We start from the raw sequence: 25,214 nt of genomic DNA, 5'->3' as shown, positions 1-25,214 counted from the left end.
TGTTTCATTCGGTTAATATTCAATGGCTCAATAAATGCCCAACATTTTTTTACTAAAATAAAGAAAAAACCATGCCAACAGGGTTGAAAGCTACTAATTTTTTGTTAAACTGGATAATTAAAACGTTTCCTAAGGAAATTACGTATTTTAGCGACACATTATTTTTTGATGCTATATGACAGACAGACCACTTATTTTAGTAACCAATGATGATGGTATTAATGCACCCGGAGTAAGAACCCTGGTTAGTATAATGAACACCTTAGGGGATGTGGTGGTGGTGGCACCCGACAGCCCACAAAGTGGCATGGGGCATGCCATTACACTCGACTCTACCCTGTATGTTGAACAGATTCAAGTAAACGATGGCCCCCAAACAGAATTTAGCTGTTCTGGTACCCCGGCCGATTGTGTAAAACTGGCCATTAGAGAGAAATTATACCGCAAACCCGACCTGTGTGTATCTGGTATTAACCACGGATCTAACGCGTCTATAAACGTGATTTACTCCGGTACCATGAGCGCTGCCATTGAAGCTGGTATTGAGGGGATTCCCGCTATTGGATTTTCGTTATTGGACTATACCTGGAGCGCCAATTTTGAGGCTTCGAAGGCTTTTGTAAAAACCATTACCGAGAATGTTTTAAAACATGGCCTACCTACAGGCATTGTGCTTAATGTGAACATACCCAACCTATCTAAAGAATACATAAAAGGTATTAAGGTTTGCAGGCAAGCCCGAGCGAATTGGGTTGAGGAATTTGACAAGCGTAAAAACCCGCAAGGCAGGGATTACTATTGGCTTACAGGAAAATTTGTTAATTTAGATGGTGGTGAAGACACCGATGAATGGGCCCTGGAAAATGGTTATGTTTCGGTGGTTCCTGTGCAATTTGATTTAACGGCGCACCACTTTATTCAAAATTTAAATACTTGGAATTTTAATGATTAAAAAGGAGATTTTTATAGGCATACTGGTTGGCTTAATTGCCAATAGTATTGGATTGTTTTTTGCAGCCACTTTATTGGGGCAAGGCGACGATTTTACAACCGTTATTGTAGCGGCCTCGCGTGAAGGCTTTTTAGGTAAACTTATTAGTTTGGGAGCTATCCTAAATTTAGCGGCTTTTTTTGTTTTTATAAGAAAAAGACAAGACTATAGAGCACGGGGCGTGTTATTAATAACTATTTTTATTGCTGTTTTTACCTTTGTTTTTAAGCTTTTTTGATGTGGGGTAGAGAGAAGAGAACAGAGAGAAGAGAATAGAGAGTAGAGAGTAGAGAGTATGAAATATTACATTATAGCTGGCGAGGCATCGGGTGATTTACATGGTTCTAACCTAATGAAAGCATTGCAAAAAGAAGATGTGAATGCCGATTTTAGGTTTTGGGGTGGCGACCTCATGCAGGCGGTTGGCGGTACCTTGGTAAAACACTACAAGGAACGCGCGTTTATGGGGTTTGCCGAAGTTATCATGAACCTGTCTGCCATTTTTAAGGATATTTCCAACTGCAAGGAAGACATTAAAGGATTTCAACCAGATGTGATTATCTTTATTGATAATTCGGGCTTTAACCTGCGTATAGCCAAATGGGCCAAGCAAGCAGGGTTTAGAACCAACTACTATATTTCGCCACAGGTTTGGGCCTCTAGGGCAAGCCGGGTAAAAGCCATTAAACGGGATATTGATGCCATGTACGTAATATTACCTTTTGTAAAACCCTTTTACGAAACGTATGGCTATGAGGTTACGTTTGTTGGGCACCCGCTTATTGATGCCATTGCAGATAGGGAGCAAGTAAGTGAATTTGAATTTAGAAAAACCCACCTGTTAAACGACAAACCCATTATTGCCCTATTGCCCGGCAGTAGAAAACAGGAAATTAAAAACATGCTGTCTGTGATGCTTAGCTTGGTAGACGATTTTACCGATTACCAATTTGTTATTGCTGGTGCGCCTAGTCAGGACTACAGTTTTTACCAATCGTTTATACAATCTAACAATGTTAAATTTGTTGCCAATAAAACGTATGATCTACTAAGTGTTTCTACGGCTGCTTTGGTAACATCGGGCACGGCCACTCTTGAAACCGCACTGTTTAAAATACCCCAGGTGGTTTGCTATAAAGGCAGTGCCATATCCTATCAAATAGCCAAAAGGATTATTACCTTAAAGTTTATATCGCTGGTGAACCTTATTATGGACAAGGAGGTGGTGACGGAACTCATTCAAAATGACTTTAACAAGAAACGCCTTAAAAAAGAGCTCACTCGTATTTTGGATGAAGACGAACGCCGTAAAATATTTTTAAACTATTACGAACTGGAAAAAGTTCTTGGTGGCAAAGGAGCCAGTGAAAAAACCGCAAAACTGATTTTTAAATCTTTAAAAAGTTAAACAATACCAATGAAACGCCTCATGACCCTACTCTTTATTGTACTTTGCTTGCATAGTTGTAAATCGTCTAAACGGGCAAAAGCAAAAAAAGCAAACACTTCCACCTATATTATTAAAAGTGATGATGCCCATAGTAATGATAGTGATCGCCGTGTAAATGACAACACTTCAACCACACCAGACGGCTTAGAAACACCATATAAGTCTAAAGCCGATTATATTATAGACTATGCTAAAGCGTTTGAGGGGGTAAAATACAAATGGGGCGGCGCTACCAGAGCGGGTATGGATTGTTCTGGTTTGGTGTTTGAATCGTTTAGAGCCCACGAGGTTATATTGCCCAGAATTTCAAGGGATATGGCTAAATTGGGTGAGGAAGTGCCCCTGCGAAAAGCTTCTAAAGGCGATTTGTTGTTTTTTAAAACCCGAAACAGACGTAATGAAATTAACCATGTAGGGCTTATTATTACTATAGAAAATGGAGATATCTCATTTATCCATGCCACCACAAGCAGTGGTGTTATTATCTCTAACCTTTCTGAAGATTACTGGAAGAAAGCCTTTGTTGAAGTTCGTAGGGTTTTATAGTGTACGCATTTGGCATGAAACTGCTTAATTTCCCCATCATTAAATTAACCCTTTGCCTAATTGCTGGCATTGTTTTGGCTTTTTTAATTGACATTCCTTTGCTTATAAGTTGCTATGCGATAGGTTTATGCCTAGTAGGGCTATTGGTTTTGTACATGATTGCCAAAAAACAATTTACAAAAACACCCTGGTTTGGCCTGTTAAGTTTGGTTACCATGATTTGGGTAGGCATTTTAACAACCCAGTTGCATGATGAAAAAAACCATGCCAACCACTACACCCATTTTCTGGCAACACCCAACGACACCCTTAAAACAATTACTTTTAGAATACGCGAGGTTTTAAAACCCAATCGCTATTACAACAAATATATGGTGGCCCTTTTTGGGATGGACCACCAGCAGGTAACGGGAAAACTACTACTGCTTGTTGAAAAAGACAGCTTGCACAAACCTTTGGATGTGGACGACACTTTTATTACTAAAACAACTTTAAAAGCTATAGCACCAGCATTAAATCCGCATCAATTTGATTACAAAAGCTATTTAGAAAAACAATATGTATATCATCAAATAACTATTAGCAATAAAGCACTCCTTAAAGTGAGTACCCATACCACAACGCTTTTTGGAATAGCCAATACTATAAGAACCCACATTAACAATAAACTAAAGCCCTATAATTTTACACCAAACACATTGGCGATCATCAATGCACTATTGCTGGGCCAACGCCAAGATATAAGTAAAGCTGTTTACACCAGTTACACCAATGCAGGGGCCATACACATTTTAGCTGTTTCGGGTTTGCATGTGGGGATTATTTTAATAATACTAAGTTTTGCATTTAAACCTCTAGAACACCTTAAACACGGTAAGCTTTTAAAAACTATTTTATTGGTAGCCTTTTTATGGGGGTTTGCCATTATAGCAGGTTTATCGGCCTCTGTGACCCGTGCGGTAACCATGTTTAGCGTTTTAACCATTGCTATGCATTTAAAAAGACCTACCAACATATACAACACCTTGGCCATAAGCATGCTAATTATCCTGCTATTTAAACCCCTGTTTTTATTTGATGTTGGTTTTCAATTAAGTTACTTAGCTGTATTTGCCATAGTAAGCATAGAACCTTTAATGCATAAACTCTGGCAGCCAAAGAATAACATTGTTCATTTTTATTGGCGTACCCTTACCGTAACCTTATCCGCCCAATTGGGGATCCTTCCTGTTAGCCTGTACTATTTTCATCAGTTTCCTGGCTTGTTCTTTATATCCAACTTAATTGTTATTCCCGTACTGGGTGGTATTTTAGGTTTGGGGCTGCTCGTTATTTTTCTGGCTGTTTTAAATATACTGCCAAACCTAATAGCAAGCACTTATGGCACCCTTATAACCTACTTAAATCAATTTATTGCCTGGGTTGCACAACAAGACGCTTTTATAGTTAAGGAAATCCCTTTTAGTATAGGGTACGTACTAGCTAGCTACTTATTAATTATTACGGGCATTCTATTTATAATAAAACGCCATTATTTAAATTTAACAGCGTTTTTAATAGCCTTCATGTTTGGTCAATTAACTCTAATATACCATACTGCAACTGGACATCATGAGGAATTTATCATCTTTCACGCAAACCGACATACATTAATGGGCCATACAACACATGGTAGGATGACCCTTTCTAGTGATTTTGATTCTATTACCAACAATAGCACCATATCCCAATATAGCGTTGGGAAGCATATTAAGCACATTGAAAAAGACACCCTGCAATCTGTTTACATTTTTAACAACATGCGCTTGTTGGTTGTTGATAGTTTGGGCATTTACAATGTAAAGTCGTTTCACCCAGATTATGTACTGCTAAGGCAATCGCCCAAAATAAATATAAATCGTTTAATTGATTCCTTAAACCCCAAATGCATTATTGCCGATGGCAGTAATTACAAATCTTATATTGAAAGGTGGCAAACAACCTGCAAAAAAAGAAAACGCCCTTTCCACCAAACGGGTAAAAAGGGCGCTTTTATTATTAACCTTTAGTAATTGTTAACCTTTAAATTCGGGTTTAAACGCTGTATAGTAAGCATTGAATTTTTCTTGCGAGTCCATGCCTTTATGGTCATCTGCCTTAAACATCTTTAAATACAACTCTAATTGCGGTGGCGTTTTATAGCCTTTTATGGGTGCAATTAAATCGCCTTTTTCATCCATAAATACAATGGTAGGATAGGCTTGAATTTGAAAATAACGCGACAGTTCATGGGCAGCGTTTCGTCGGTTTGCCAATTCTGGTTTATAACCAGGATTTGAAAATGTTTTTCCTTTGTAATTCACACTTTCATTACCCTCGGCATTAAACTTTACTGCATAGTAATGCGCGTTTACATACTTAACCACATCGGCATTTTGGAAAGTGTTTTTGTCAAGCATTTTACACGGTCCGCACCAATTGGTATAAACATCAATCATAATCTTTTTAGGGGTCTTTTTTTGAAGTGCCACTGCTTGTTCCAGCGTCATCCAATTTATCTCCTGTGCCATACTGCCAACCGAAGTTAAAACAGCTAAAAGCAATATAAATACTGTTCTTTTCATAGTCATTCTGTTGCAAAACTTATTCCGAACTTACAAAAAATGCCCCAAATTTGGGGCATTTTGAATATTTTTTAACTATTTTTTCGATTAACGGACTCCATGCATGAGCCTTTTAAGCAACGGATGTAGCGATAATGAAACAATACCCAATGCAATAGGTATAATTGTAAAGATCAAAAAGAAGGTGGATAAACTGTGCTCTTGGGTAATCTTTTCTATATCACCTCCAATATAATGTGCCAATTTATTTCCTATGGCAATTGCCAAATAATACACTCCAAACATAAAGGCAATCATACGAGCTGGAATAAGCTTGCTTAAATAAGATAATCCCATGGGCGACAAACAAAGTTCACCCAACGTATGAAACAAATAAGCCAGCACCAACCAAGCCATACTTAAACTGGCACTCTCTGCTCCTGCAGGTACATGTCTGGCACCAAAAGCCAAAAAGGCAAAACCTAAGCCCAGTAATAGCAATCCTAAAAAGTATTTTACAGAAGCAGGTGGATTATATCGGCTATCCCACCATTTGGTAAATAGTGGCGCAAACATAATAATAAACAATGAGTTAAGAATGGCAAACCAAGTAACCGGTACCTCCGTTTCAGTTGATTGGTATTCAATATACAATTTATAGATTACTATACCCCAAACAATAACAAAACTACAACCTAAAATGGTGTTGGACAATCCTATTCTATTAAAGGTTTGTCTAAACAAACTAAGCAACACATATGTAATTATGGCCAATGGTACGACCGTTACTATTAAATCTACAATCTTAAATGTAGTTGCAGCATTACCTTCTAAAAGTCTGTTTGTAAAATCTCTAGTATAAAGTGGTAAAGAACCTGCTGCTTGCTCGAAAGCAGCCCAAAAGAAAATGGTAAACAAACTGAAAATAGCAAATGCTATCATTCTATCACGCTCAATAGCAACGTATCTTGGTATTCTTATTATTAATAATAAAACAAAAACCACTGCTGCTAAAAGGGCAAAAAAGAGTGAGTCGCTCATACCTGCGACTGAAAAATTAAATGTTTGAATATTACCAATTTTACTAAGTGGATCGTTTATAATAAAAATAAGTGCGGAAATTGTAAAGACCCCAATCAATAAATAATCGATGGTTAAAAACTTGTTTAGTTTTACAACTGGTTTTTCATTTGAAATGTCTTTTGCTCCCTCTGCAGTTTTCACAACTTTTACAGGTTTATCACCAATATTGCCAAACAAGGGTTGTGCAAAATAAAACTGAAGCATCCCCAATAACATAAACACTCCTGCCAGGCCAAAGCCATAACTCCAACCAACTTTTTCTCCTACCCATCCACATAGCATAATTCCTAAAAATGCTCCAGCATTAACGCCCATGTAGAAAATGTTATAGGCCCCGTCTTTCTTTTCATCATGCCCTTCGTACATCTTGGAGATGATGGATGTCATGTTCGGCTTAAAAAAGCCATTCCCTAAAATTAGAAAAGCGATACCAATGTATAAAAACATGGGTGTTTCAACCGCCATAGATGCATGCCCCATGGTCATGAGCAAGGCACCAATAACCACGGCCATTTTATATCCTATTTTATTATCGGCCAACCAACCACCAATTAGAGGTGTAAGGTATACCAGCATGGCGTACGTTCCTAAAAGCGATAGGGCCGCAGGTGTACCCCACTCCCAACCAGGGTTGTCGCCAATAAGGGACCCTGTTAAGAATATTACTAAAATAGCACGCATGCCATAATAGGAAAAACGTTCCCACATTTCTGTAAAAAACAATACAAATAGCCCTGCGGGATGCCCTAGAACTGTTGTTTTAAAATATTGATCGGTTGAATTTGTACTCATGTATATAAATTTTAGGTTGTTTTATCTGCTAGTTTATAGCCTTCGGCTATTTCATCTTCCACCAAGTTGCGCTCGTTATCTTCGGCTCCGTGGGTTAGTCTTTTAAGAGGCTTTAATAATAATGTAAATAATATACCTATTATCACTGTAAAAATTAGGATTCCTGAAAAAACAGTATATTCACCAAAATCAGAAGCTGATTCTCCAACAATTCCAGCTACTTTATTACCTAAACCGGTAGCTGCAAAATAAACTCCCATCATTAAAGATGCATATTTTACTGGGGCTAACTTTGTTATAAATGATAGAGCAACTGGAGAAATACATAATTCGCCAATTGTATGGAAAAAATATGCGAGAACAAGCCAAATCATATTTGACGATCCAGATTTTTCAAACTCCATAGCCGCAAAAACCATAAATAAAAATCCAAAACCCATGATAATTATTCCCAATGCCATTTTAAATAGTGAAGAAGCTTCTTTTCCTTTCAATTTTCTTGAAGCCCAATATCCTGCTACCGAAGTCGCAAATAAAATAATAAATCCTGCATTTAAGCTTTGGAACATTACAGTTGGAACTTTCCATCCAAATAGCATTTTATCTGTTTTTGTCTCAGTATATAAATTCATTAAACCTCCTGCTTGCTCAAATGCTCCCCAAAAAATAATAACCATTATAAAAGAAAGTAAAAGAACCATAAATCGATCTTTGTACAATTGACTATCTAATTCATTATATATCATCATAAGTAACGATGATATTGCAGTTAAAAAAATGAACAAAAGACCATACCCCCAATCCATAGTATACCAACCATAAACTGAAAGTAATAACAAGATTCCTGCTATTATTAGATGCTTTTTAGATTTAAACAATTTTGAATATAATTTACCATAAGAAACTTCGTTTTGCCCCTCAGTTGATTGTTCTAAATTTCCAACTTTAGCTAAGTATTTTTGGCCTAAAATATAATTCAACAAGCCAATCAACATTACAATTCCAGCTAAACCAAAACCAGCATGCCACCCCCATTTGGCAACAACAACTCCAACAAACATTGTAGCTAAAAAGGACCCTAAATTAATACCTATATAAAAAATACTGAATCCTTTATCTCGCCTAATATCACCTTCTTTGTATAAGCCCCCTACCATAGTTGAAATGTTTGGTTTTAATAAGCCCACACCTAAAATCACTAAAGCTAATCCGGTATAAAAAGCCCATATATCTGTTAAAACCAAAACACCATGACCTAAACATAAAATAATTGCACCAACTAAAACTGATTTTTTTTGTCCAATTAATTTATCTGCAATCATTCCTCCAGGAATGGACATAACATAGACTAACATCGTATACCAACCATATAATGCTAATGCTTCCTTACTTGTCCAACCTAAACCTACACCTCGTGGGTCATCTCCTAAAGTAGAAGTAGTCATGTATAAAACCAACAATGCTCGCATACCATAATAAGAAAAGCGTTCCCACATTTCCGTTAAGAATAAAATATATAATCCTATTGGTTGTCCAAATAATTCTTTTTGATGTGGTAATTTAGTCGCATTTGCCATAAGTTGTATATTGAGTTAGTTTATTAGTTTTATCCTTTAATCTTCAATTCTATGTTAGATTTTGCTTTTGTTTTCTTAATCTTATCACCTAAATTTTCGTTGATGAAGTTAGTCATTTTTTTGAAAAGATGTAATCTCGTATTTCCTCCATAAATGCTATGGTTTTTATCGGGGTAAATGGCCCAATCAAATTGTTTATCGGCTTGAATTAAAGCTTCGGCAAGTCGCATGGTGTTTTGCACATGCACATTATCGTCTCCCGAACCATGAATTAAAAGAAAATCGCCCTTAAGCTTATCCACATGGTTAATAGGTGAATTGTTATCATATCCACTGGCATTCTCTTGTGGCAGCCCCAAATAGCGCTCAGTATAAACAGAATCGTAAAAGCGCCAACTTGTTACAGGGGCAACGGCAATGGCCATCTTAAATACATCATTGCCTTTAAATAAGGCACTGCTACTCATAAAGCCACCGTAACTCCACCCCCAAATACCTATTCTAGAGGCATCAATATAGGGTAAGGCCCCCAATTGTTTAGCAACAGCTATTTGGTCTTCAACCTCATATTTACCCAGCTCGTGGTGCGTTAACCTTTTAAAAGCGGCACCTTTATAACCTGTACCGCGCACATCTACACAAGCAATAATATAGCCTTGCTGTGCTAAATGTTGAAACCAATAATCGTTACTGGTGTGCCATTTGTTGTCCACTCTTTGCGAACCAGGCCCTGAATATTGAAACATGAATAGTGGATACGTTTTATTGGCATCAAAATCGGCGGGCTTAATCATCCACATGTTCATATCGTACCCATTTACGTGAATAGTACTGAATTCTTTTTTGGATGTTATATATTCTGAAAGTTTTTGTGCCAGTGCATCATTGTCCTTAATACTCTTAACAACATTACCCGTAGTGGCACTATTTAATGTATATTCTGGTGGTGTTGTAGCACTGGAAAATGTATTTATAAAATATGAGAAGTCTGCACTAAACGAAGCTTCGTTAGTACCATCGCTTTTTGTTAATCTGGTTTTATCACGCCCGTTAAGTTTTATGGCATACACTGCTCTATTGATGGAACCATTCTCTGTAGATTGATAAAATATACGATCGGTTTTGGCATCATAGCCATAATACTTGGTAACCTCCCAAAGGCCTGTGGTAACTTGGTTAATTAAATCGCCCGTTTTAGAATAATGGTAAATATGGTTGTATCCATCCTTCTCACTGGTCCAAATAAAGCTATTATCCTTTAAAAAGGTTAGATTATCCGTTACACGAATAAAGGCCTCATCCGTTTCGGCAATTACACATTTGGTAGTATTGGTTTCAGCATCCACCAACCATAAGTCCAATGCATTTTGTTTTCTGTTAAGGTATTGCGCACTTAGAACATTTGGATCATGGGTCCATTTAATTCTAGGGATATAAAATTCACCATAGGTTTTATCTACGTTTATGGCGTTGCTTTTTTTAGTATCAACATTATAGATATGAAGCGAAACAATAGCATTAGGCTCACCAGCCTTTGGATATTTAAACACCTGTTGGGTTTGGTAAAGTTTATCGCCATAAATATCCATGGAAAACTCGGGCACAAGGGTTTCATCAAAACGAAGGTAGGCTATCTTAGTGCCATCGGCATTCCACTCAAAAGCACGAACAAGCTTAAGCTCTTCTTCATAAAGCCAGTCGGAAATGCCATTTATAATTTTATTCTTTTCGCCATCAAACGTTATTTGTGTAGTTGTTCCAGAATTTAAGTCCTTAACATATATGTTATTGTTATAACCATAGGCCACTTTACTGCCATCGGGCGAAAAGGTTGGTTCCTGAATTTTCACATCGGCAACTTGGGTTACCAATTTATTTTTAATGTTGTACACAAAATAAAGGCCTCTCTTTGAATAGCGGTAAATCTTTTCTTGCTGCGTAGCCAATAGCACTTTTTCTTCGTCATTACTAAATGTATAGTCTGTAAAACACTTGAGCGCATCAATATCTTGTGATGATACAAGGGTTTTTACCTTTTCCAGGGTTTTATAATCGTAAACATCAATAGACGTTGAACATTCACTTCTATCACTTCTATTAAAATTTAAAACCGAGTACTGCCTGCCATTGGCCATGGAATGTAAAACGTCTATTTTTACTGTATTAAATGTTCCGTTCCAGATCTCTTCTAAGCTAATTTCTTTTGTTTGGGCTGAAAGTGCTGTAACAAAAAAAGCACAAACACAAAAGAAAAATAATTGGTATTTCATCAAAAAAAATATTTATTTCACAAAATGTGGTCAAGTTTACTAAAAATTATGCAAAAAACCTTTTTTATTAACACTTAAATAACGTCTGGGAAACATTCATAAATTAAAGATTCTCCACATTCCTTTTTAGAATATCCTATCTTTGCAGCGTAAAGCAACACTTATGAGTAAATCTATTGCCGGGTTTTCTAAACTGGAAAAATCTAAAAAAATTGATTGGATAGTTGAAACTTACTTTTCTAATGCCAAAGACGCCAGACGTATTATAAAACAATACTGGAACACCAACGAAAAGTTACAGCAATTACATGACGAATTTATTGAAAACACCATAACCAATTACTACCTGCCATTAGGTGTGGCCCCCAATTTTTTAATAAACAATAAGCTTTACACTATTCCTATGGCTATAGAGGAAAGCTCGGTTGTTGCCGCCGCCAGTAAAGCGGCTAAATTTTGGATGGACCGTGGCGGGTTTAAAACCAACGTTATTTCTACTACTAAAATAGGACAGGTACATTTTATGTACCATGGTAATTTTGAAACCCTACAACGTTATTTTAATAAAGTAAAACCAAAGCTGATACAAGCCGCTGCACCCATAACCAAAAACATGGAAAAACGTGGCGGTGGCATTTTAAATATAGAACTGTGTAATAAAACAAGCGCTATGGAGGGCTATTACCAATTACACGCTTCTTTTGAAACCCTAAATGCCATGGGTGCTAATTTTATAAACTCATGCCTAGAGCAGTTTGCCAAAACTTTTAAGGAGGAAGCTTTAACTTTTGATGGATTTTCTGCTAATGAAAAAAACATCCAGATTGTTATGAGCATTCTTTCTAATTATGTGCCAGAATGTTTGGTACGTGCGGAGGTGAGTTGTAAGGTTGAGGATTTGCATGTGGATAAAAGCATATCTACTACCGAGTTTGCCAACAAGTTTGTACAAGCCGTGAGAATTGCTGAAATTGAACCTTACCGTGCTGTAACCCACAACAAGGGTATTATGAATGGTATTGATGCCGTGGTATTGGCAACGGGCAACGATTTTAGGGCTGTAGAAGCCTGTGCCCATGCCTATGCTGCTAGAAATGGCTCTTATAGCAGTTTAACACATGCTGAAATTAAAGATGGTGTATTTCGGTTTTGGATGGACATTCCATTGGCTTTGGGAACTATTGGCGGACTTACAGGCTTGCACCCACTGGTTAAGCTTTCTTTGGAATTATTGCACCACCCAACTGCAAAAGAATTGATGCAGATTGTGGCTGTGGCTGGCTTGGCCCAAAATTTTGCGGCTTTGCGATCACTTACTACTACGGGCATTCAACAAGGGCACATGAAAATGCATTTAATGAATATTTTAAATCAGTTTGAAGCCACCGATGCTGAAAAGGCTACTTTAACCGAGCATTTTAAAACCCATACGGTATCGCATAGTGCAGTGGTTGAGGCGCTTTCTCGATTAAGAATTCAGAATTCAGAGTTATGAGTTTGAACTTTCAAAGCAATGGAAAATTACTCATTACTGGAGAGTATGTGGTTTTAGATGGGGCTTTATCGCTTGCTTTGCCTACAGTATTTGGGCAAACACTAGATGTACAACCTATGGATACCCCCCACATTGTTTGGAAAAGCCTTAATAAAGATGGCGCTGTTTGGTTTGAGGGTGTATTTACCCTTAATGATATTGCAAACCCTGCAACCGTGCCACAGCATGCTATTGCTAAAAGAATCCTTCAAATTTTAAAGGCAGCTAAACTTTTAAATACCAATTTCCTAAATTCTAAAACAGGCTATCAAATAACTACCGCTTTGTCATTTCCAAAGGATTGGGGATTGGGCACCTCATCTACTTTAATTAATAATGTGGCACAATGGGCCCATGTAAACGCCTTTCAATTGCTAGAAAAAACCTTTGGGGGCAGTGGTTACGATATTGCCTGTGCACAGCACAACCATGCCATTACTTATCAATTAAAGGATATGCAACCTGTTATTAAACAGGTGCCTTTTAAACCAGACTTTAAAGCGCATTTGTATTTTGTGTATTTAAACAAAAAGCAAAACAGTAGAGATGGTATTGCTACGTACCAAGCTAACAAAACGAATTTGGGAACTGCTATTTCTGAGATTAATGATATTACTGAAAAACTTATAGATTGCAAAACTTTAGCAGCCTTTGAAACATTACTGAATGCCCACGAAAACACCATTTCTAAAGTTATAAAACAGCAACCTGTAAAGCAGGCCTTGTTTAAGGATTTTAATGGAAGTGTTAAAAGTTTAGGGGCTTGGGGCGGTGATTTTGTTTTGGTTACTTCGCAGGAAGATCCTGCTCCATATTTTAAAAGTAAAGGCTTTTATACGCTATTGCCTTATAGCAATATGGTACTACCCTATTAAACAAAAAAACCTGCCATGCAAATGCACGACAGGCCAAACATAATTAAACAAATAACCCAGCCAACTATATCTAATTTTTTTATGAGGGCTCTACAACACTTAACATTTCTAGGTATTGCGGATTTTTTGTAAGTGCTATGCGTGCAATTACCGTGTAATCACTCATCCATTCTTGAAGTGCGTCAAAAGCTTCGTCTCTAGCCATAGCGTCTTGTGCTTCCTCTTTTCCTTTGTATTGGGCAGCCAAAAGTATTTCTACGTTTTTCACTTCAGCTTGCGCTGCCAATAACTTGGCCTCGTCTATACCATAGGCTGCCATACTTGCTTTAACTTCATCACTTTTTAAGGCATTGGCGTAAAACACACTGGCTTGCTTTATCCATCCTGAGTAAGACTTATTTCTTGCGCCATCTAACTGTAATGCTTCACGTAAACCGTGTTCGTTTTTAAATGCTACACGACCTATATTTACATGAGCCATGTAAGTACTTTGCGCCGAGGCATGGGCAGTACCCAATTCGTCGGATGCTTCATATTGGTCTCCATACTCCTTCTTTTGTAGAATGTGTAAATCTTTTGTTTGATTTAACAAGGCAAGACCTTCTTGTAATTTAACTTCATCATAACCAAAGGCCGATACACCTGCCTTTATAACTTCATTTCCTAAAGAATTCTCAATAGTAATGGTGAATTTGGATAATTTTGAATCTATTGTACCATTCATTATTTAATTTAATTTAAAGTGCTATTTAATTTATAAAACCGAGTTTCTATATTTTAAGACATTTACGCAGTACTACATTGCCTCTTTTTGTAGCCACGAGCCATTTTATGGAAGGGTTCATACTTATATTTTCAACTGACTTGTAGGTTTTAGTTACAAGGTTAACTATGACGGATCTCTTATAGGTTATTTTCATGATTATTAAACAGTTTTAAGTTTAAAGAAACTTTATGCCTTCTTCTGAGACAAACTTAAAAAGGCGGTTTTAAACTATTTTACGGTTAACCACAATTGGGGCAAAAAAAAATGATATTTTAACATTTTTTGAGGCAAGATTTACCATAACCCTTATTTATAAAGCATTAAGACTAACACAAACAGGTTGTTTTTTTAATAATTATGTTTGTGTTTCATAAAGAAACCCCAAAAACCTGAAGCTTTTGGGGTACTCTCACAAAATGTTTTGAAATAATTTTACGGTTAACCGTAATGTATAGAAAAATTACCCGTACAATGCCTTATAGGTTGTACAAGCTCTATAGTCTGAAGATTCAGGATCCATGCCAAAAGAAGCCCAGGCACTGGGTCGGAATATTTTATCGCTTGGTACATTGTGCATGTTTACGGGAATCCGCAACATAGATGCCAAGGTAATCAAGTCGGCACCAATATGTCCATAAGTAAAGGCGCCATGGTTGGCTCCCCAATTGGCCATAACGCTGTACACGTCCTTAAATGGTCCCTGCCCTGTTAAATTGGGCACAAACCAAGTGGTAGGCCATGTGGGATTGGTGCGCTCGTTAAGGGCATGGTGCACATCGTCTGGCAGGTCTATGGTTTTTCCCTCGGCAATTTGCAGTACGGGGCCAATGCCCTTTACTATGTTTATACGGCACATGGTAACGGGCATGCCCCCTTTGGTCTTAAAGGTTGATGAGTAACCGCCACCCCTGAAGTATTCCAACATGCCGGCCCCCCAGGTGGTGTGCTCTAAACATTTTTCTACTTCGGCCTCTGTTATATCCCACCAGGGCTTCATGGCCGGTTTCCCGTCTATGGATTGTTGGCCGGTACCATCGAGTGCCGAGGCCCCTGAGTTGATAAGGTGTATAAACCCATTGGCTGTATCGCCTGTTAGGGTATGCCCTGTTACGCGCTTTACGGCCTCGGGGCTCCAATAAGTCCTAACATCGCTGAATATTTGGGCGGCACCTGTTAGCAAGTGGCCGAACAGCATGGAAATGCCGTTCAGGCTATCGTTTTCGGTAGCAAACATGAAGGGCTGGCGGATACCGTTCCAATCGAAGGACGAGGTCAATATGGCCTCCATAAAATCCCCGTTCGGGAAATGGTCGGTCCATTGGCGCTGCCCCTGGAACCCCGCTGATATGGCATTTCTGCCTTGGGCCTCTTCTGCATAGCCCAGATTCTTAAGCTTGGGGTTGCCTATCATTAGGTCGCGCCCTATCAGAGCCATTTTTACCACAAACTCCCAATCGGCATCTAATGCTTCTCTGGATTTTATTTTGCCATCAGGATTATAGTTTTTACCTTCTTTACACTTAGCTTTGGTCCACGCCAATGCTTTTTCATACTCCTCTTTATCGTAAATTCCTTGTTCTATACGTCTGATGAACTCCGACATATCAACGTTTTCACAGCGCATGCCCAGATAGCTCTCAAAGAAATCGGCATCAATAATGGATCCTGCTATCCCCATGGAAACGGACCCCATGGACAGGTATGACTTGCCTTTCATGGTCGCTACGGCCAAGCCTGCTTTACCAAACTGCAACAGCTTTTCCTGTACATCCCCGGGTATGCTTTCGTCGCCACTATTCTGTACATCCTTTCCATAGATACCAAATGCGGGAAGCCCTTTTTGGTTATGCCCCGCCAAAGCTGCAGCTAGGTACACGGCTCCTGGGCGCTCTGTACCGTTAAAGCCCCATATGGCCTTTGGCATAAGGGGGTCCATATCTATGGTCTCGCTTCCATAGCACCAGCACGGTGTTACGGTAAGGCTTACGCCCACGCCTTCTCTTGCAAATTTATCGGCCGATGCGGCCGCTTCTGCTACCCCACCTATGCAGGTGTCTGAAATAACACATTCTACCTTACTGCCATCGGCATGCCTTAGGTTACTGGACAGAAATTCGGCAGCGTTCTTTGCCATGTTCATGGTTGTGGTCTCTAACGATTCCCGAACGCCGTCCAACCGGCCATCTATAACGGGACGAATGCCTATTTTTGGTAACTGCCCTATTAAATTTTTATAATTCATTTTATATGGTTTTTGAATTTCTATAATTATGAAAGTGTTTTTTTAGGTTTTAGCACTATGGATGCTAAAAAGCCTACTAAGAAAATAGCAATAGTACCAAACACTATGGTTAGATAGGTGTGAAAGGAGGCACCAATAGCATCTTCACCAAAAAACCTATTGGAAAGCGTTAACCACAGAATGACCAATATACCCGCTATCATTCCAATAATGGCTCCTTTAACGTTTTTTGTTTTAGTAGTAAATATGCCCAATAGAAAAAGCCCGAGCATACCACCACTGAAAATGGATGATAGTTTCCACCAAGCATCTAAGGCGCTCTTAACATTTATCATGGCAATACCAATGCCTATCCCTAAAATACTTATGATTATTGAAGCTGTGTACAACACTTGCATGCGTTTTTTATCGGAAGCATCTGTTTTAAAATACTTGTTATAGTAATCTGTTAAAAACACGGTTGCCGAGCTATTAAAACTAGTTGAAATGGTACTCATCCCTGCTGCGAATATTGAAGCTATTAATAAACCTGTTATGCCTGTAGGCAAAGCGTTTACTATAAAATACGGAAAAACACTATCGCCTTTGGCCATATCCTGCAGTTCTACTGGCAGTGTTGCTGCCGAATGGTAATATGAAAACAATGAGGTTCCTATGAACAAAAACAACGCTGAAATGGGCAAGTATATGAGTCCGCCAATCAATGCAGAGCGTTGGGCTTCCTTATCAGATTTTAAAACCATATAACGCTGTACATAGTTTTGGTCTATTCCAAAGTTTTGCAAATTAATGAATACACCATACACTAAAACAACCCAAAATGTGGGTTCAGACAGGTTTAAACTAAAACTTCCTAGGCTAAATTTATTGTTTTCTGCTGCTATGGTAAATATCTGTGAGGGCCCCTCGGGCATACTAAAAAACATATAACCAATACAAACCACTGCCCCTGCAATTAATATAATGCCTTGTATGGCATCGGTCCAAAGCACGGCGGTAATGCCCCCTAACATGGAATATACTGCGACTATTAAACCCGTAAAGATGATAATGGTAGCGATATCCCAGCCCACAATAGCATTTAGTGTAAGTGCTAGTAAATATAAAATAGTACCTATGCGCATAAGCTGAGTTAACAAATAACATACTGAAACGTAAATGCGGGCCCAAGGACCAAACTGTTGCTCCATGAACGTGTATGCCGACGGACTGTTAATTTTTCTATATAATGGTACAAAGTATTTTACAGCTATTAGTGTTGCTATAGGAAGCGACAAACTAAAAACCAAGGCATTCCAATTGGATTGAAAGGCATTGCCCGGTAATGCTAAATAACTAATACTACTTACAAAAGTGGCAAAAATAGACATGGTTACTACCCAACCTGGAATATCTTTATTGCCTAGTGTATAGGATGATGATGTTTTATTTTTCTTGAAGAAGGATCCGCCAAAAAGGGCTATACCTGCTATGTATATAAAAAAAACAATGATGTCGATTGTGTTCATTAATACTATTTTAGTTAGTTGTTAGGTTACTTTTCATTAATAGATAAAGCATCCTTTTTTAGCACAAGTAGGTATAACGTGGTTAGGGTTATAGTGTAGTAACACTAAAGTACTTTTGCTATTTCTGCTTCAATTAGCTTTATGTTCTTAATAACTTCTTGTTTTTCTTTTTCGTCAAACGTGCTAAATGGAGGCGCTATATTAGCCTCAATGATACCCAATGCAGAAAGGGCTCCTTTCATGCCTTTTAGGTAACTAGACCCGTAAGAGCCCAAGGTATAAATTTTAGTAGCTATTTCCATAACCAGGTTTTGCAGTACCTTAATACGGTCAAAATCCTTAGCTATAGTTGCATTGTAAAGGGCTACATAGAGTTTGGGAAAAATATTTGCTCCCCCATTTACACCGCCACATCCACCCATTAAGATCGTTTCGGAAGTAATCTCTTCGGGTCCAACTAATAATGTAAAGTCTTTTTTTGACTTTAACAGATGGCAAAGCGATTGAAAGTAAACCGTATTGGCCGAACTATCCTTTAAACCAATAATATTGGGGTGTTCAGATAAACGAACAACGGTACCTCTATCGATATTGATTTTTGTATGCGAGGGCATATTGTACAAGAAAAGTGGTAAGGGTAATTGGCTTGCTAAACTCCAATAGTATTTGTACAGTTCTTCTTGTCCCAGTCCATAATAAAATGGTGGTGCTGCAACTACTGCCGAAGCACCCGATTGATGGGCTATATGGGCCAAATGCAAACTCTCTTCAATAGACGTATCTGAAATACCAACAAAAACTGGAATTCTATTATCAACTATTTTACAACTTTCTGTAATGATTTCTATTCTGGTTTTATAACTTAAACTAGTCGCTTCTCCTGTAGTTCCTAGAATAAACACGCCATGTACCCCACCATCTATAATATGGTTTATTAGGTTGCTAAGCCCTTTTGTATCTAGAGAAAGGTTGTCGGATAATAATGGTGTTACTAAAGGAGGAATAATGCCACTTACCATATATATTGGTTTAATTGAGTTTAAAAATTATCTTTTTTAGTTAGCTGCAATCGATTACATCATTGAGTAAAAATATGAAAATAAATTGCATAATCAAATGTACTGATTACAGATAAGGTATTATTACGAAATAGACCGTTGGTTTATTGCATAAATAAAAAGGCGCAAACAATGTTTACGCCTTTTTGTATGTATAAGTAAAAGGTTGTGCTTTTTACTGAATTTGAATTTCTACACGGTTATCTTCAATATCCGCTGCCTCTTTTAAAGCATTGTATAACTTGGTTGTTACAACGCTTATTTTTTGTTGTTGTACTCTGTTTGCTGCAGCTTGATAACTATCTAATACTACCGCAGGTGTTACTTTTGTTACTTGAACCATGTATACACCATTGGCTCCATCTATTAATTTTGATGTTTCGCCTTCTTCTAAACCAAAGGCTGCTCCAACTACTAAAGGTTCTCTTCCTGCACCAGATATAGTTGGGTTTTTCATATTAATGGCTGAAGCTGTTTTAACGCTTGTATTTTCAGCAGCGGCTAAATCTTCTAAATTAGAGGCGGATACACGTTCTCTAATCATTTCAGCTTTCTTTTCTTTACGAATAATTGGCATAACGCTGGCCGATGCTTCTTCAACTGGCATTAATCCTTTTTTGTGCTTTGCTACCAATTGGGCTATTACGTACCCATTAGGTATGTTAAAACGATTTACATCGCCTACATTGGTTGTTTCTTCAAAAGCCCAACGCACTATGGGTCTTTGGTTTCCAACACCTGGTATGCTCTCATCTAGTACTTTTATACCATTTACTGGGCGTACGGTATAATTATTTTCTTTTGCCAATGCCTCAAAGTCTTTGTCTGCAAGAGCAATTTCAAAACTAGAAGCATCTCTAAATACTTTATCTATAGTAGCTTCAGATGGCTCTATCTTTCTCGCTATAGTGCCTACCTGTACAGCTTTTTTCTTGGCTTTTTGTCCTTCAATCTCAATAATATGGAATCCAAAAACAGTTTTAACCACTCCTATATCTCCTACATTTCCTTCAAACTCAAACTCATTGAATTCAGGAACCATAGTATTATAAGGGTGCCAATCATATTGACCTCCATTTTCAATACTACCCTGATCTGATGAAAATGCTTCTACCAACTCAGGGAACTTAGATGTATCTGCTTTTATAACTGCTAATAAGCTATCGGCCGTGGCTTTGGCTTGAGCTTCGGTTTGTGTAACGTCTGGACCCGCACTTTGCGATCCTAAAAATGGAATTAATATGTGTCTTACCTTAGCTGAATCTGGTATTTGTTTAACCGCAATTAGCTTAGATACTTTATAGTAACCATTGTCTTTATAAGGACCATAAATTTCTCCTTCATTAAGGCTGAAGATACTATCGGAAACTGCTGCCGGCAAACTAGATTTAAACAAGAAACGATTATCAAATTTAATATCAGAATGTGCATTAACAAAATCCTCATTATCTGTTGTGTTTTTAAACCCAACAATGGTTTCATTTGCTTTTGAAACTTCATTGTACTCAACTTTATCATTCAAAAGAGCTTCTATGTCTGCTTTAATGGCGTTTTCATCTTCAACTGATGCAACTTCATTAAACTGAACAAATTTGATGTCTCTTGAAGCTTCTACTTCATACTGATTTTTATGCTTGCTTATATAGTTTGAAATATCTGATTTTGAAACTTTAACAAGACTATCTGGAATGGAGCTGTAAGCTACTTGAACATATTTTATATCTACTTTATTGCCTTCTAGCTTGTGTTCTAATTCACCTTCGGCTAGTGTTCCTGTTAAACCAGCCTTAACCATGTTAAAGTAATTTTGCTGTAAACCATTATTTGCTAAAGACTTTTCATAATTAACCCAACTCTCATATCCTACTGGTGATGTTTCTTGTAGGTTAGCAATGTATTCGTTTAACTTATTTTCGTCAAACAATCCTGCTTCATTTAAAAATTCTGGACTAGTTGCCAAAGCTGTTTTTAACAGGTCACGCATTTGATCCTTTTCCACGGTTATGCCTAACTTTTCGAACTGGGATTCCATTACGGCCTGTCTTACCTCTTGTTCCCAAACACGGTTCATTACTTGTGCGTTGGTTGCATTTGGACCTGCTTGGCGCTGAGCTGCTTCTACTTTTTGTAAAAAGTCTTCTCTGGTAATATCTTTACCATTTATAGTTGCTACTATATTTTGTGATTGTTGTGTAAATGAGCTTCCGCTTTTAAATAAATCTGCTAACACAAAAGAGAATAACGCTAACGCTATAATTATAATTAAAAATAGGGAACGTTGTCTAATCTTATTTAATACTGCCATCTGTCGATAATTTTAAAAACCCTTGTTGGGACTTTGCTTGTTAAGTTGGTTGCCAATTGGTATTTGGCAAAATATTGTGCGCGAAAATACTATTTTCTGCTTAATAATAAAAGTAGTTGGTTGTTTAATTATTTTTAGTTAATCTACTTCTAAAAGTTTAAGTTCTACCATATTAATTTTTGTGTTTGATGCTTCTAAAACTGTAAACTGAAATGTATCTATCTTAACGATTTCATTATGCGCCGGAATTTCTTCGGTATGATTCACTATTAAGCCTCCTAGTGTTTCATAGTTTTCGCTTTCGGGCAAATTCAACTTATAGGTTTCATTTACATAATCTACTTCCAAACGCGCAGAGAACATAAACGTTTCGTCATCTATTTTCTTTTCTATCAAATCTATTGTATCGTGCTCATCTTCAATTTCCCCAAATAATTCTTCTACAATATCTTCTACGGTCATTACCCCCGAAGTACCGCCATATTCATCCAAAACAACGGCAATACTTTTTCGCTTTTTTATAAGCACACTCAACACGTCCTTAATCAAAACTGTTTCTGGCACAAACTCAACAGGAAGCATCATAGCTTTGATATTTTTGGGTTTTCTAAACAATTCAAAAGAATGAACATAACCCAAAATATCATCAATTGTGTCTTTATAAACCAAAATTTTAGTATACCCCGTTTCGGTAAACAGAGCACTAAGGCTTTTTAATGAATCATTAATCTCAACCGCTGTTATTTCGGTACGAGGTACCATAACTTCACGGGCTTTAACTTCTGAAAACTCTAAAGCATTCTGAAAAATCTGTATTTCAGAATCTACTTCATCGTGCGCTTCTACAGATTCCATTTGCTCACTTATATAATTGCCTAATTCTACCTTTGTAAATGCAAGCTGTATTTGATCGCCTTCTGTTTTTAAAAAATGTTTTAAAACAAAATCTGAAATCCAAATAACAAAATCTGAAACAAAAGAAAATAGCATGTAAAACAAGTAAGCGGGTATGGCCAATGCTTTTATTAGAGAATTGGAATATATTTGAAAAAACACCTTAGGCAAGAACTCAGCGGTAATTAAAATAAGTAGTGTAGAAATAATGGTTTGGGTTAATAGGCTAAAATCTGTTAACATTAAATCTATAAAGGTATTGGATGTTGGTACCATCGATTTAAACCAGCTAACTAATATATCGCCCATGAATAATCCATAAATTACCAAAGCGATATTGTTTCCTATTAACATTGTAGCAATAAACTTTGAAGGTTTTGCTGTAAGTTTTGTTAGAATTTTAGAAAGTACACCTTCTTGTTTTTTTTCAATTTCAATATGTATTTTGTTGGAAGACACATATGCTATTTCCATACCTGAAAAAAAGGCTGAGAGCAATAATGAAACAATGATAATAAGTACTGAAACACTCATTTAGTTTGTATTATCCCTATTGTCAAACTTTTTGTTAAACCGCCTTCTAAAGAAAAACATAAAAATAGCTAAAGCTGCCAATCCTAATGAAATATATGCACCATTGGTGCCATCGCCCCATTTAACTATACCATCATATAAAAACAGTACGGCAAAAACCAAATAAGCATATTGAAAAATTTTAGAGTATTTCATTTGTATAGTTTAAAAATTGAAAGTTTTTAGTTTGCCTGTAGCAATATGTAAATATAAGTAAAATTAGTCTTCAATATTTATATAACCTGTAACCTCTAAAACTTGTGCATTGGTGAATTTAGAATTAGAATCGAAGCCATTACCGCTTATACTATCTTGTTCTGTGGTAAATGTTACAGGCTTATTGGTAAACAACCATTCTTTTTTTTGATCGTAATACAATTGATTGGTCCTTAAAACTCTATTGTCGCTTGTTGTGATAACAACATTATCCTGTAGGTCTATAAGGTTAGTGGCATTGTAAATAATAGCGTAATCTGAGACTACTATACTCTTTTTGTTGTCATCGTCATATAGGTACAATGTTATACCTTCAGTAAACTCATTATAAGGAAAGTCCCTGTTTGTAAAATCCAACATTTTAGGGCTCAATAAATTGGCTGTTACTCTACCTGAATCGGTATATTTTAAATTAATATCTTCTGCTATTCCAATAGGTTCATTTTCTGAAATACCTATTTTTTGAACCTGTTTGAAGTTACTATCGCATGAAAAAAACATAGTCACCGTAATTACGGTGACTATGTTCAATATATTATTTTTAATATGTGTTTTCATTAAATTTGTGGAACGGTAACCGAAGCTCCTATCCAACATCCAATTTTTATTACTTGACCTGAACAACTACAACTAAATATCTCTGATTTAGATGGCGCTCTTCCTTCGTAACTTGCTACAGATTGCGCTGATGATTTGCTTAAAGTTGGATCTACTCGACCTGCTTTTCTAGCTTCTTCTGCAGCTAACCAATATACCGCTCTTTTATTGAATGTAGTATCTCCACAATCATTTGCACTTGCTGCATACATAGCTGCAATTGATAAATGTGGACGTCCATTTGAGGGATTTAGTTTAAGGGATTGTCTAAAATAATTTCTAGCTTTACTATAACTTCCTTTAGCTTTTAATTTTAAACCAATTGAATTATAAAGTTTTGCTTTCTTAAAATTATCAGTCTCTAAACTAAGAGCTTGTTCATAGAAATTAATAGCTTCATTGGGTTTACCCTCTTTATCTTTAAGAATTCCTAAGTAATAAGCAGAATTCGCCGAAGGACTTAATTCGTGATAAGCGTTTACCAATTCGAAAAACAATGGATCATCTGTACATTCTTTTTCAGACATTTTACCAGCAGCTCTTTGCAACCAAACAGCATTGGTTTTGTTTTCTTCAAATCCTTTTTTGTAAAGTGGAATTAAATTTTCACAATTTGCTCTGTCACCCAACTTTTTATCAATACCATCAGCAACCTGATCGTAAGCTGTTAAATAACTTTCATAATATCTTTTATATTGTTGCTCCTTTTTAGTTAAAGGTGTATTAGCTTCTTCTTTCTCTATAATTACATTTAATTTTTCAGAATAGTTTTTTACTTCTTCTTCTATTTTCTCTGCAATGTCATCATACTTATTAAATAGATCTGCTGCAGGTTTTTTCCCAGCATCGTATAAATCAACCATCAAAGAAAAATACGTGTATAAACTTTTGGGGTTTGTAAATGTTGCTTTGTCTAATTTGTAAGCAGTATCAAAACAGCTGTACAGTTCCTCGTCTGTTTTGTTCAATAACACTCTTTCATCATACATCAATTGGCAAGCCTGTGCTGCATATTGTCCTTTAGGTGTTTTACTTGCAAAATGTTCGCCTCTTTGTTCCCAAAGTTTTAATAAATCATTTATAAAAGCAGCTTTTTCAGCACCAGTAGATTTCTCTATTTTATCTTCTAATATTTTTTCACCATCAACATATATAGCATTATTGAATTTTGGGCACTTGTTTCTTACCGTCATCCACGGTTCATAGGCAGCATCAAAATTTTTTGCTTTTACATATTCATGGAATATGGAAAGCTTAGTTACGCACTCTTCATCTTGCTGTGCAAAACTTAAATTAAGCCCTACAAACAATAGCGCTAATAAAAATGTAATTTTCGTCTTCATGATCGTTATTTT

Annotated in this window: 20 protein-coding genes; 7 read left to right on the top strand and 13 right to left on the bottom strand. The window is 36.9% G+C overall.

Annotation, left to right across the window (positions count from 1 at the left end; all coding sequences use genetic code 11):
• The first annotated feature begins 175 nt into the window (after positions 1–175).
• From surE to AC5SR4_RS10250, 5 genes are read left to right on the top strand one after another with little or no spacing between them, the layout of a single operon-like run.
• Positions 176–952: a 5'/3'-nucleotidase SurE gene (gene surE / locus AC5SR4_RS10270; protein WP_495356155.1), complete on the top strand. Its 777-nt coding sequence runs from the start codon at positions 176–178 to the stop codon at positions 950–952.
• A complete protein-coding gene (locus AC5SR4_RS10265; RefSeq protein ID WP_495356154.1) occupies positions 945–1,229 on the top strand; it encodes a hypothetical protein in 285 nt (94 codons plus the stop codon). Before surE ends, AC5SR4_RS10265 begins: the two co-directional genes overlap by 8 nt.
• Before the next feature lie 57 nt (positions 1,230–1,286).
• On the top strand, positions 1,287–2,399 hold the full coding sequence (gene lpxB / locus AC5SR4_RS10260; RefSeq protein ID WP_495356153.1) for a lipid-A-disaccharide synthase: 1,113 nt from the start codon (positions 1,287–1,289) through the stop codon (positions 2,397–2,399).
• 9 nt (positions 2,400–2,408) lie between these two features.
• Positions 2,409–2,987, top strand: coding sequence for a C40 family peptidase (locus AC5SR4_RS10255; protein WP_495356152.1), 579 nt, complete (start codon positions 2,409–2,411; stop codon positions 2,985–2,987).
• Between the two features lie 14 nt (positions 2,988–3,001).
• Positions 3,002–5,035, top strand: a complete 2,034-nt coding sequence (locus AC5SR4_RS10250; protein WP_495356151.1) for a ComEC/Rec2 family competence protein — start codon at positions 3,002–3,004, stop codon at positions 5,033–5,035.
• 6 nt (positions 5,036–5,041) lie between these two features.
• On the opposite strand, the gene AC5SR4_RS10245 is transcribed toward AC5SR4_RS10250, so the two are convergent.
• The 4 genes from AC5SR4_RS10245 to AC5SR4_RS10230 all read right to left on the bottom strand — a co-directional run bounded on the left by AC5SR4_RS10245 (position 5,042) and on the right by AC5SR4_RS10230 (position 11,291).
• Positions 5,042–5,590, bottom strand: coding sequence for a thioredoxin family protein (locus AC5SR4_RS10245; RefSeq protein WP_495356150.1), 549 nt, complete (start codon positions 5,588–5,590; stop codon positions 5,042–5,044).
• A gap of 87 nt (positions 5,591–5,677) precedes the next feature.
• A complete protein-coding gene (locus tag AC5SR4_RS10240) occupies positions 5,678–7,444 on the bottom strand; it encodes a peptide MFS transporter (protein WP_495356149.1) in 1,767 nt (588 codons plus the stop codon).
• Between the two features lie 11 nt (positions 7,445–7,455).
• The gene (locus tag AC5SR4_RS10235) at positions 7,456–9,021 is read right to left on the bottom strand and encodes a peptide MFS transporter (RefSeq protein ID WP_495356148.1); all 1,566 of its coding nucleotides are present in this window, start codon (positions 9,019–9,021) and stop codon (positions 7,456–7,458) included.
• Positions 9,022–9,050: 29 nt separating this feature from the next.
• Positions 9,051–11,291 carry a S9 family peptidase gene (locus AC5SR4_RS10230; protein ID WP_495356147.1) on the bottom strand — a complete coding sequence of 747 codons (2,241 nt, stop codon included), beginning with the start codon at positions 11,289–11,291 and terminating at the stop codon, positions 9,051–9,053.
• 163 nt (positions 11,292–11,454) lie between these two features.
• On the opposite strand from AC5SR4_RS10230, the gene AC5SR4_RS10225 reads away from it, so the two are divergent.
• Together AC5SR4_RS10225 and AC5SR4_RS10220 are read left to right on the top strand one after the other, a co-directional pair.
• The gene (locus AC5SR4_RS10225) at positions 11,455–12,786 is read left to right on the top strand and encodes a hydroxymethylglutaryl-CoA reductase, degradative (protein ID WP_495356146.1); all 1,332 of its coding nucleotides are present in this window, start codon (positions 11,455–11,457) and stop codon (positions 12,784–12,786) included.
• Complete coding sequence (locus AC5SR4_RS10220; RefSeq protein WP_495356145.1) at positions 12,783–13,700, top strand: GYDIA family GHMP kinase; 918 nt, start codon at positions 12,783–12,785, stop codon at positions 13,698–13,700. Before AC5SR4_RS10225 ends, AC5SR4_RS10220 begins: the two co-directional genes overlap by 4 nt.
• Positions 13,701–13,779: 79 nt before the next feature.
• Here AC5SR4_RS10220 and AC5SR4_RS10215 read toward each other — a convergent pair whose 3' ends face one another.
• From AC5SR4_RS10215 to AC5SR4_RS10175, 9 genes are all read right to left on the bottom strand, one after another.
• On the bottom strand, positions 13,780–14,424 hold the full coding sequence (locus tag AC5SR4_RS10215) for a PQLLE family protein (RefSeq protein WP_495356144.1): 645 nt from the start codon (positions 14,422–14,424) through the stop codon (positions 13,780–13,782).
• Positions 14,425–14,926: 502 nt separating this feature from the next.
• Positions 14,927–16,708: an L-fucose isomerase gene (locus AC5SR4_RS10210; RefSeq protein ID WP_495356143.1), complete on the bottom strand. Its 1,782-nt coding sequence runs from the start codon at positions 16,706–16,708 to the stop codon at positions 14,927–14,929.
• Positions 16,709–16,734: 26 nt separating this feature from the next.
• Positions 16,735–18,216: a sodium:solute symporter family protein gene (locus tag AC5SR4_RS10205; RefSeq protein WP_495356142.1), complete on the bottom strand. Its 1,482-nt coding sequence runs from the start codon at positions 18,214–18,216 to the stop codon at positions 16,735–16,737.
• 104 nt (positions 18,217–18,320) lie between these two features.
• Positions 18,321–19,235, bottom strand: a complete 915-nt coding sequence (locus AC5SR4_RS10200; RefSeq protein ID WP_495356141.1) for a dihydrodipicolinate synthase family protein — start codon at positions 19,233–19,235, stop codon at positions 18,321–18,323.
• A gap of 214 nt (positions 19,236–19,449) precedes the next feature.
• A complete protein-coding gene (locus tag AC5SR4_RS10195) occupies positions 19,450–21,579 on the bottom strand; it encodes a peptidylprolyl isomerase (RefSeq protein ID WP_495356140.1) in 2,130 nt (709 codons plus the stop codon).
• Between the two features lie 138 nt (positions 21,580–21,717).
• Positions 21,718–23,007, bottom strand: a complete 1,290-nt coding sequence (locus tag AC5SR4_RS10190; RefSeq protein ID WP_495356139.1) for a hemolysin family protein — start codon at positions 23,005–23,007, stop codon at positions 21,718–21,720.
• Positions 23,008–23,202 (bottom strand): LPXTG cell wall anchor domain-containing protein, encoded by a 195-nt coding sequence (locus AC5SR4_RS10185; protein WP_495356138.1) that lies wholly within the window; start codon positions 23,200–23,202, stop codon positions 23,008–23,010.
• Positions 23,203–23,265: 63 nt separating this feature from the next.
• On the bottom strand, positions 23,266–23,820 hold the full coding sequence (gene lptC, locus AC5SR4_RS10180; protein ID WP_495356137.1) for an LPS export ABC transporter periplasmic protein LptC: 555 nt from the start codon (positions 23,818–23,820) through the stop codon (positions 23,266–23,268).
• Positions 23,820–25,202, bottom strand: coding sequence for a tetratricopeptide repeat protein (locus AC5SR4_RS10175; RefSeq protein WP_495356136.1), 1,383 nt, complete (start codon positions 25,200–25,202; stop codon positions 23,820–23,822). Before AC5SR4_RS10175 ends, lptC begins: the two co-directional genes overlap by 1 nt.
• Between the last annotated feature and the right edge of the window lie 12 nt (positions 25,203–25,214).

The organism is Aestuariibaculum scopimerae (genome assembly GCF_059428085.1).
This window is presented reverse-complemented; position numbering and strand designations above follow the sequence as displayed.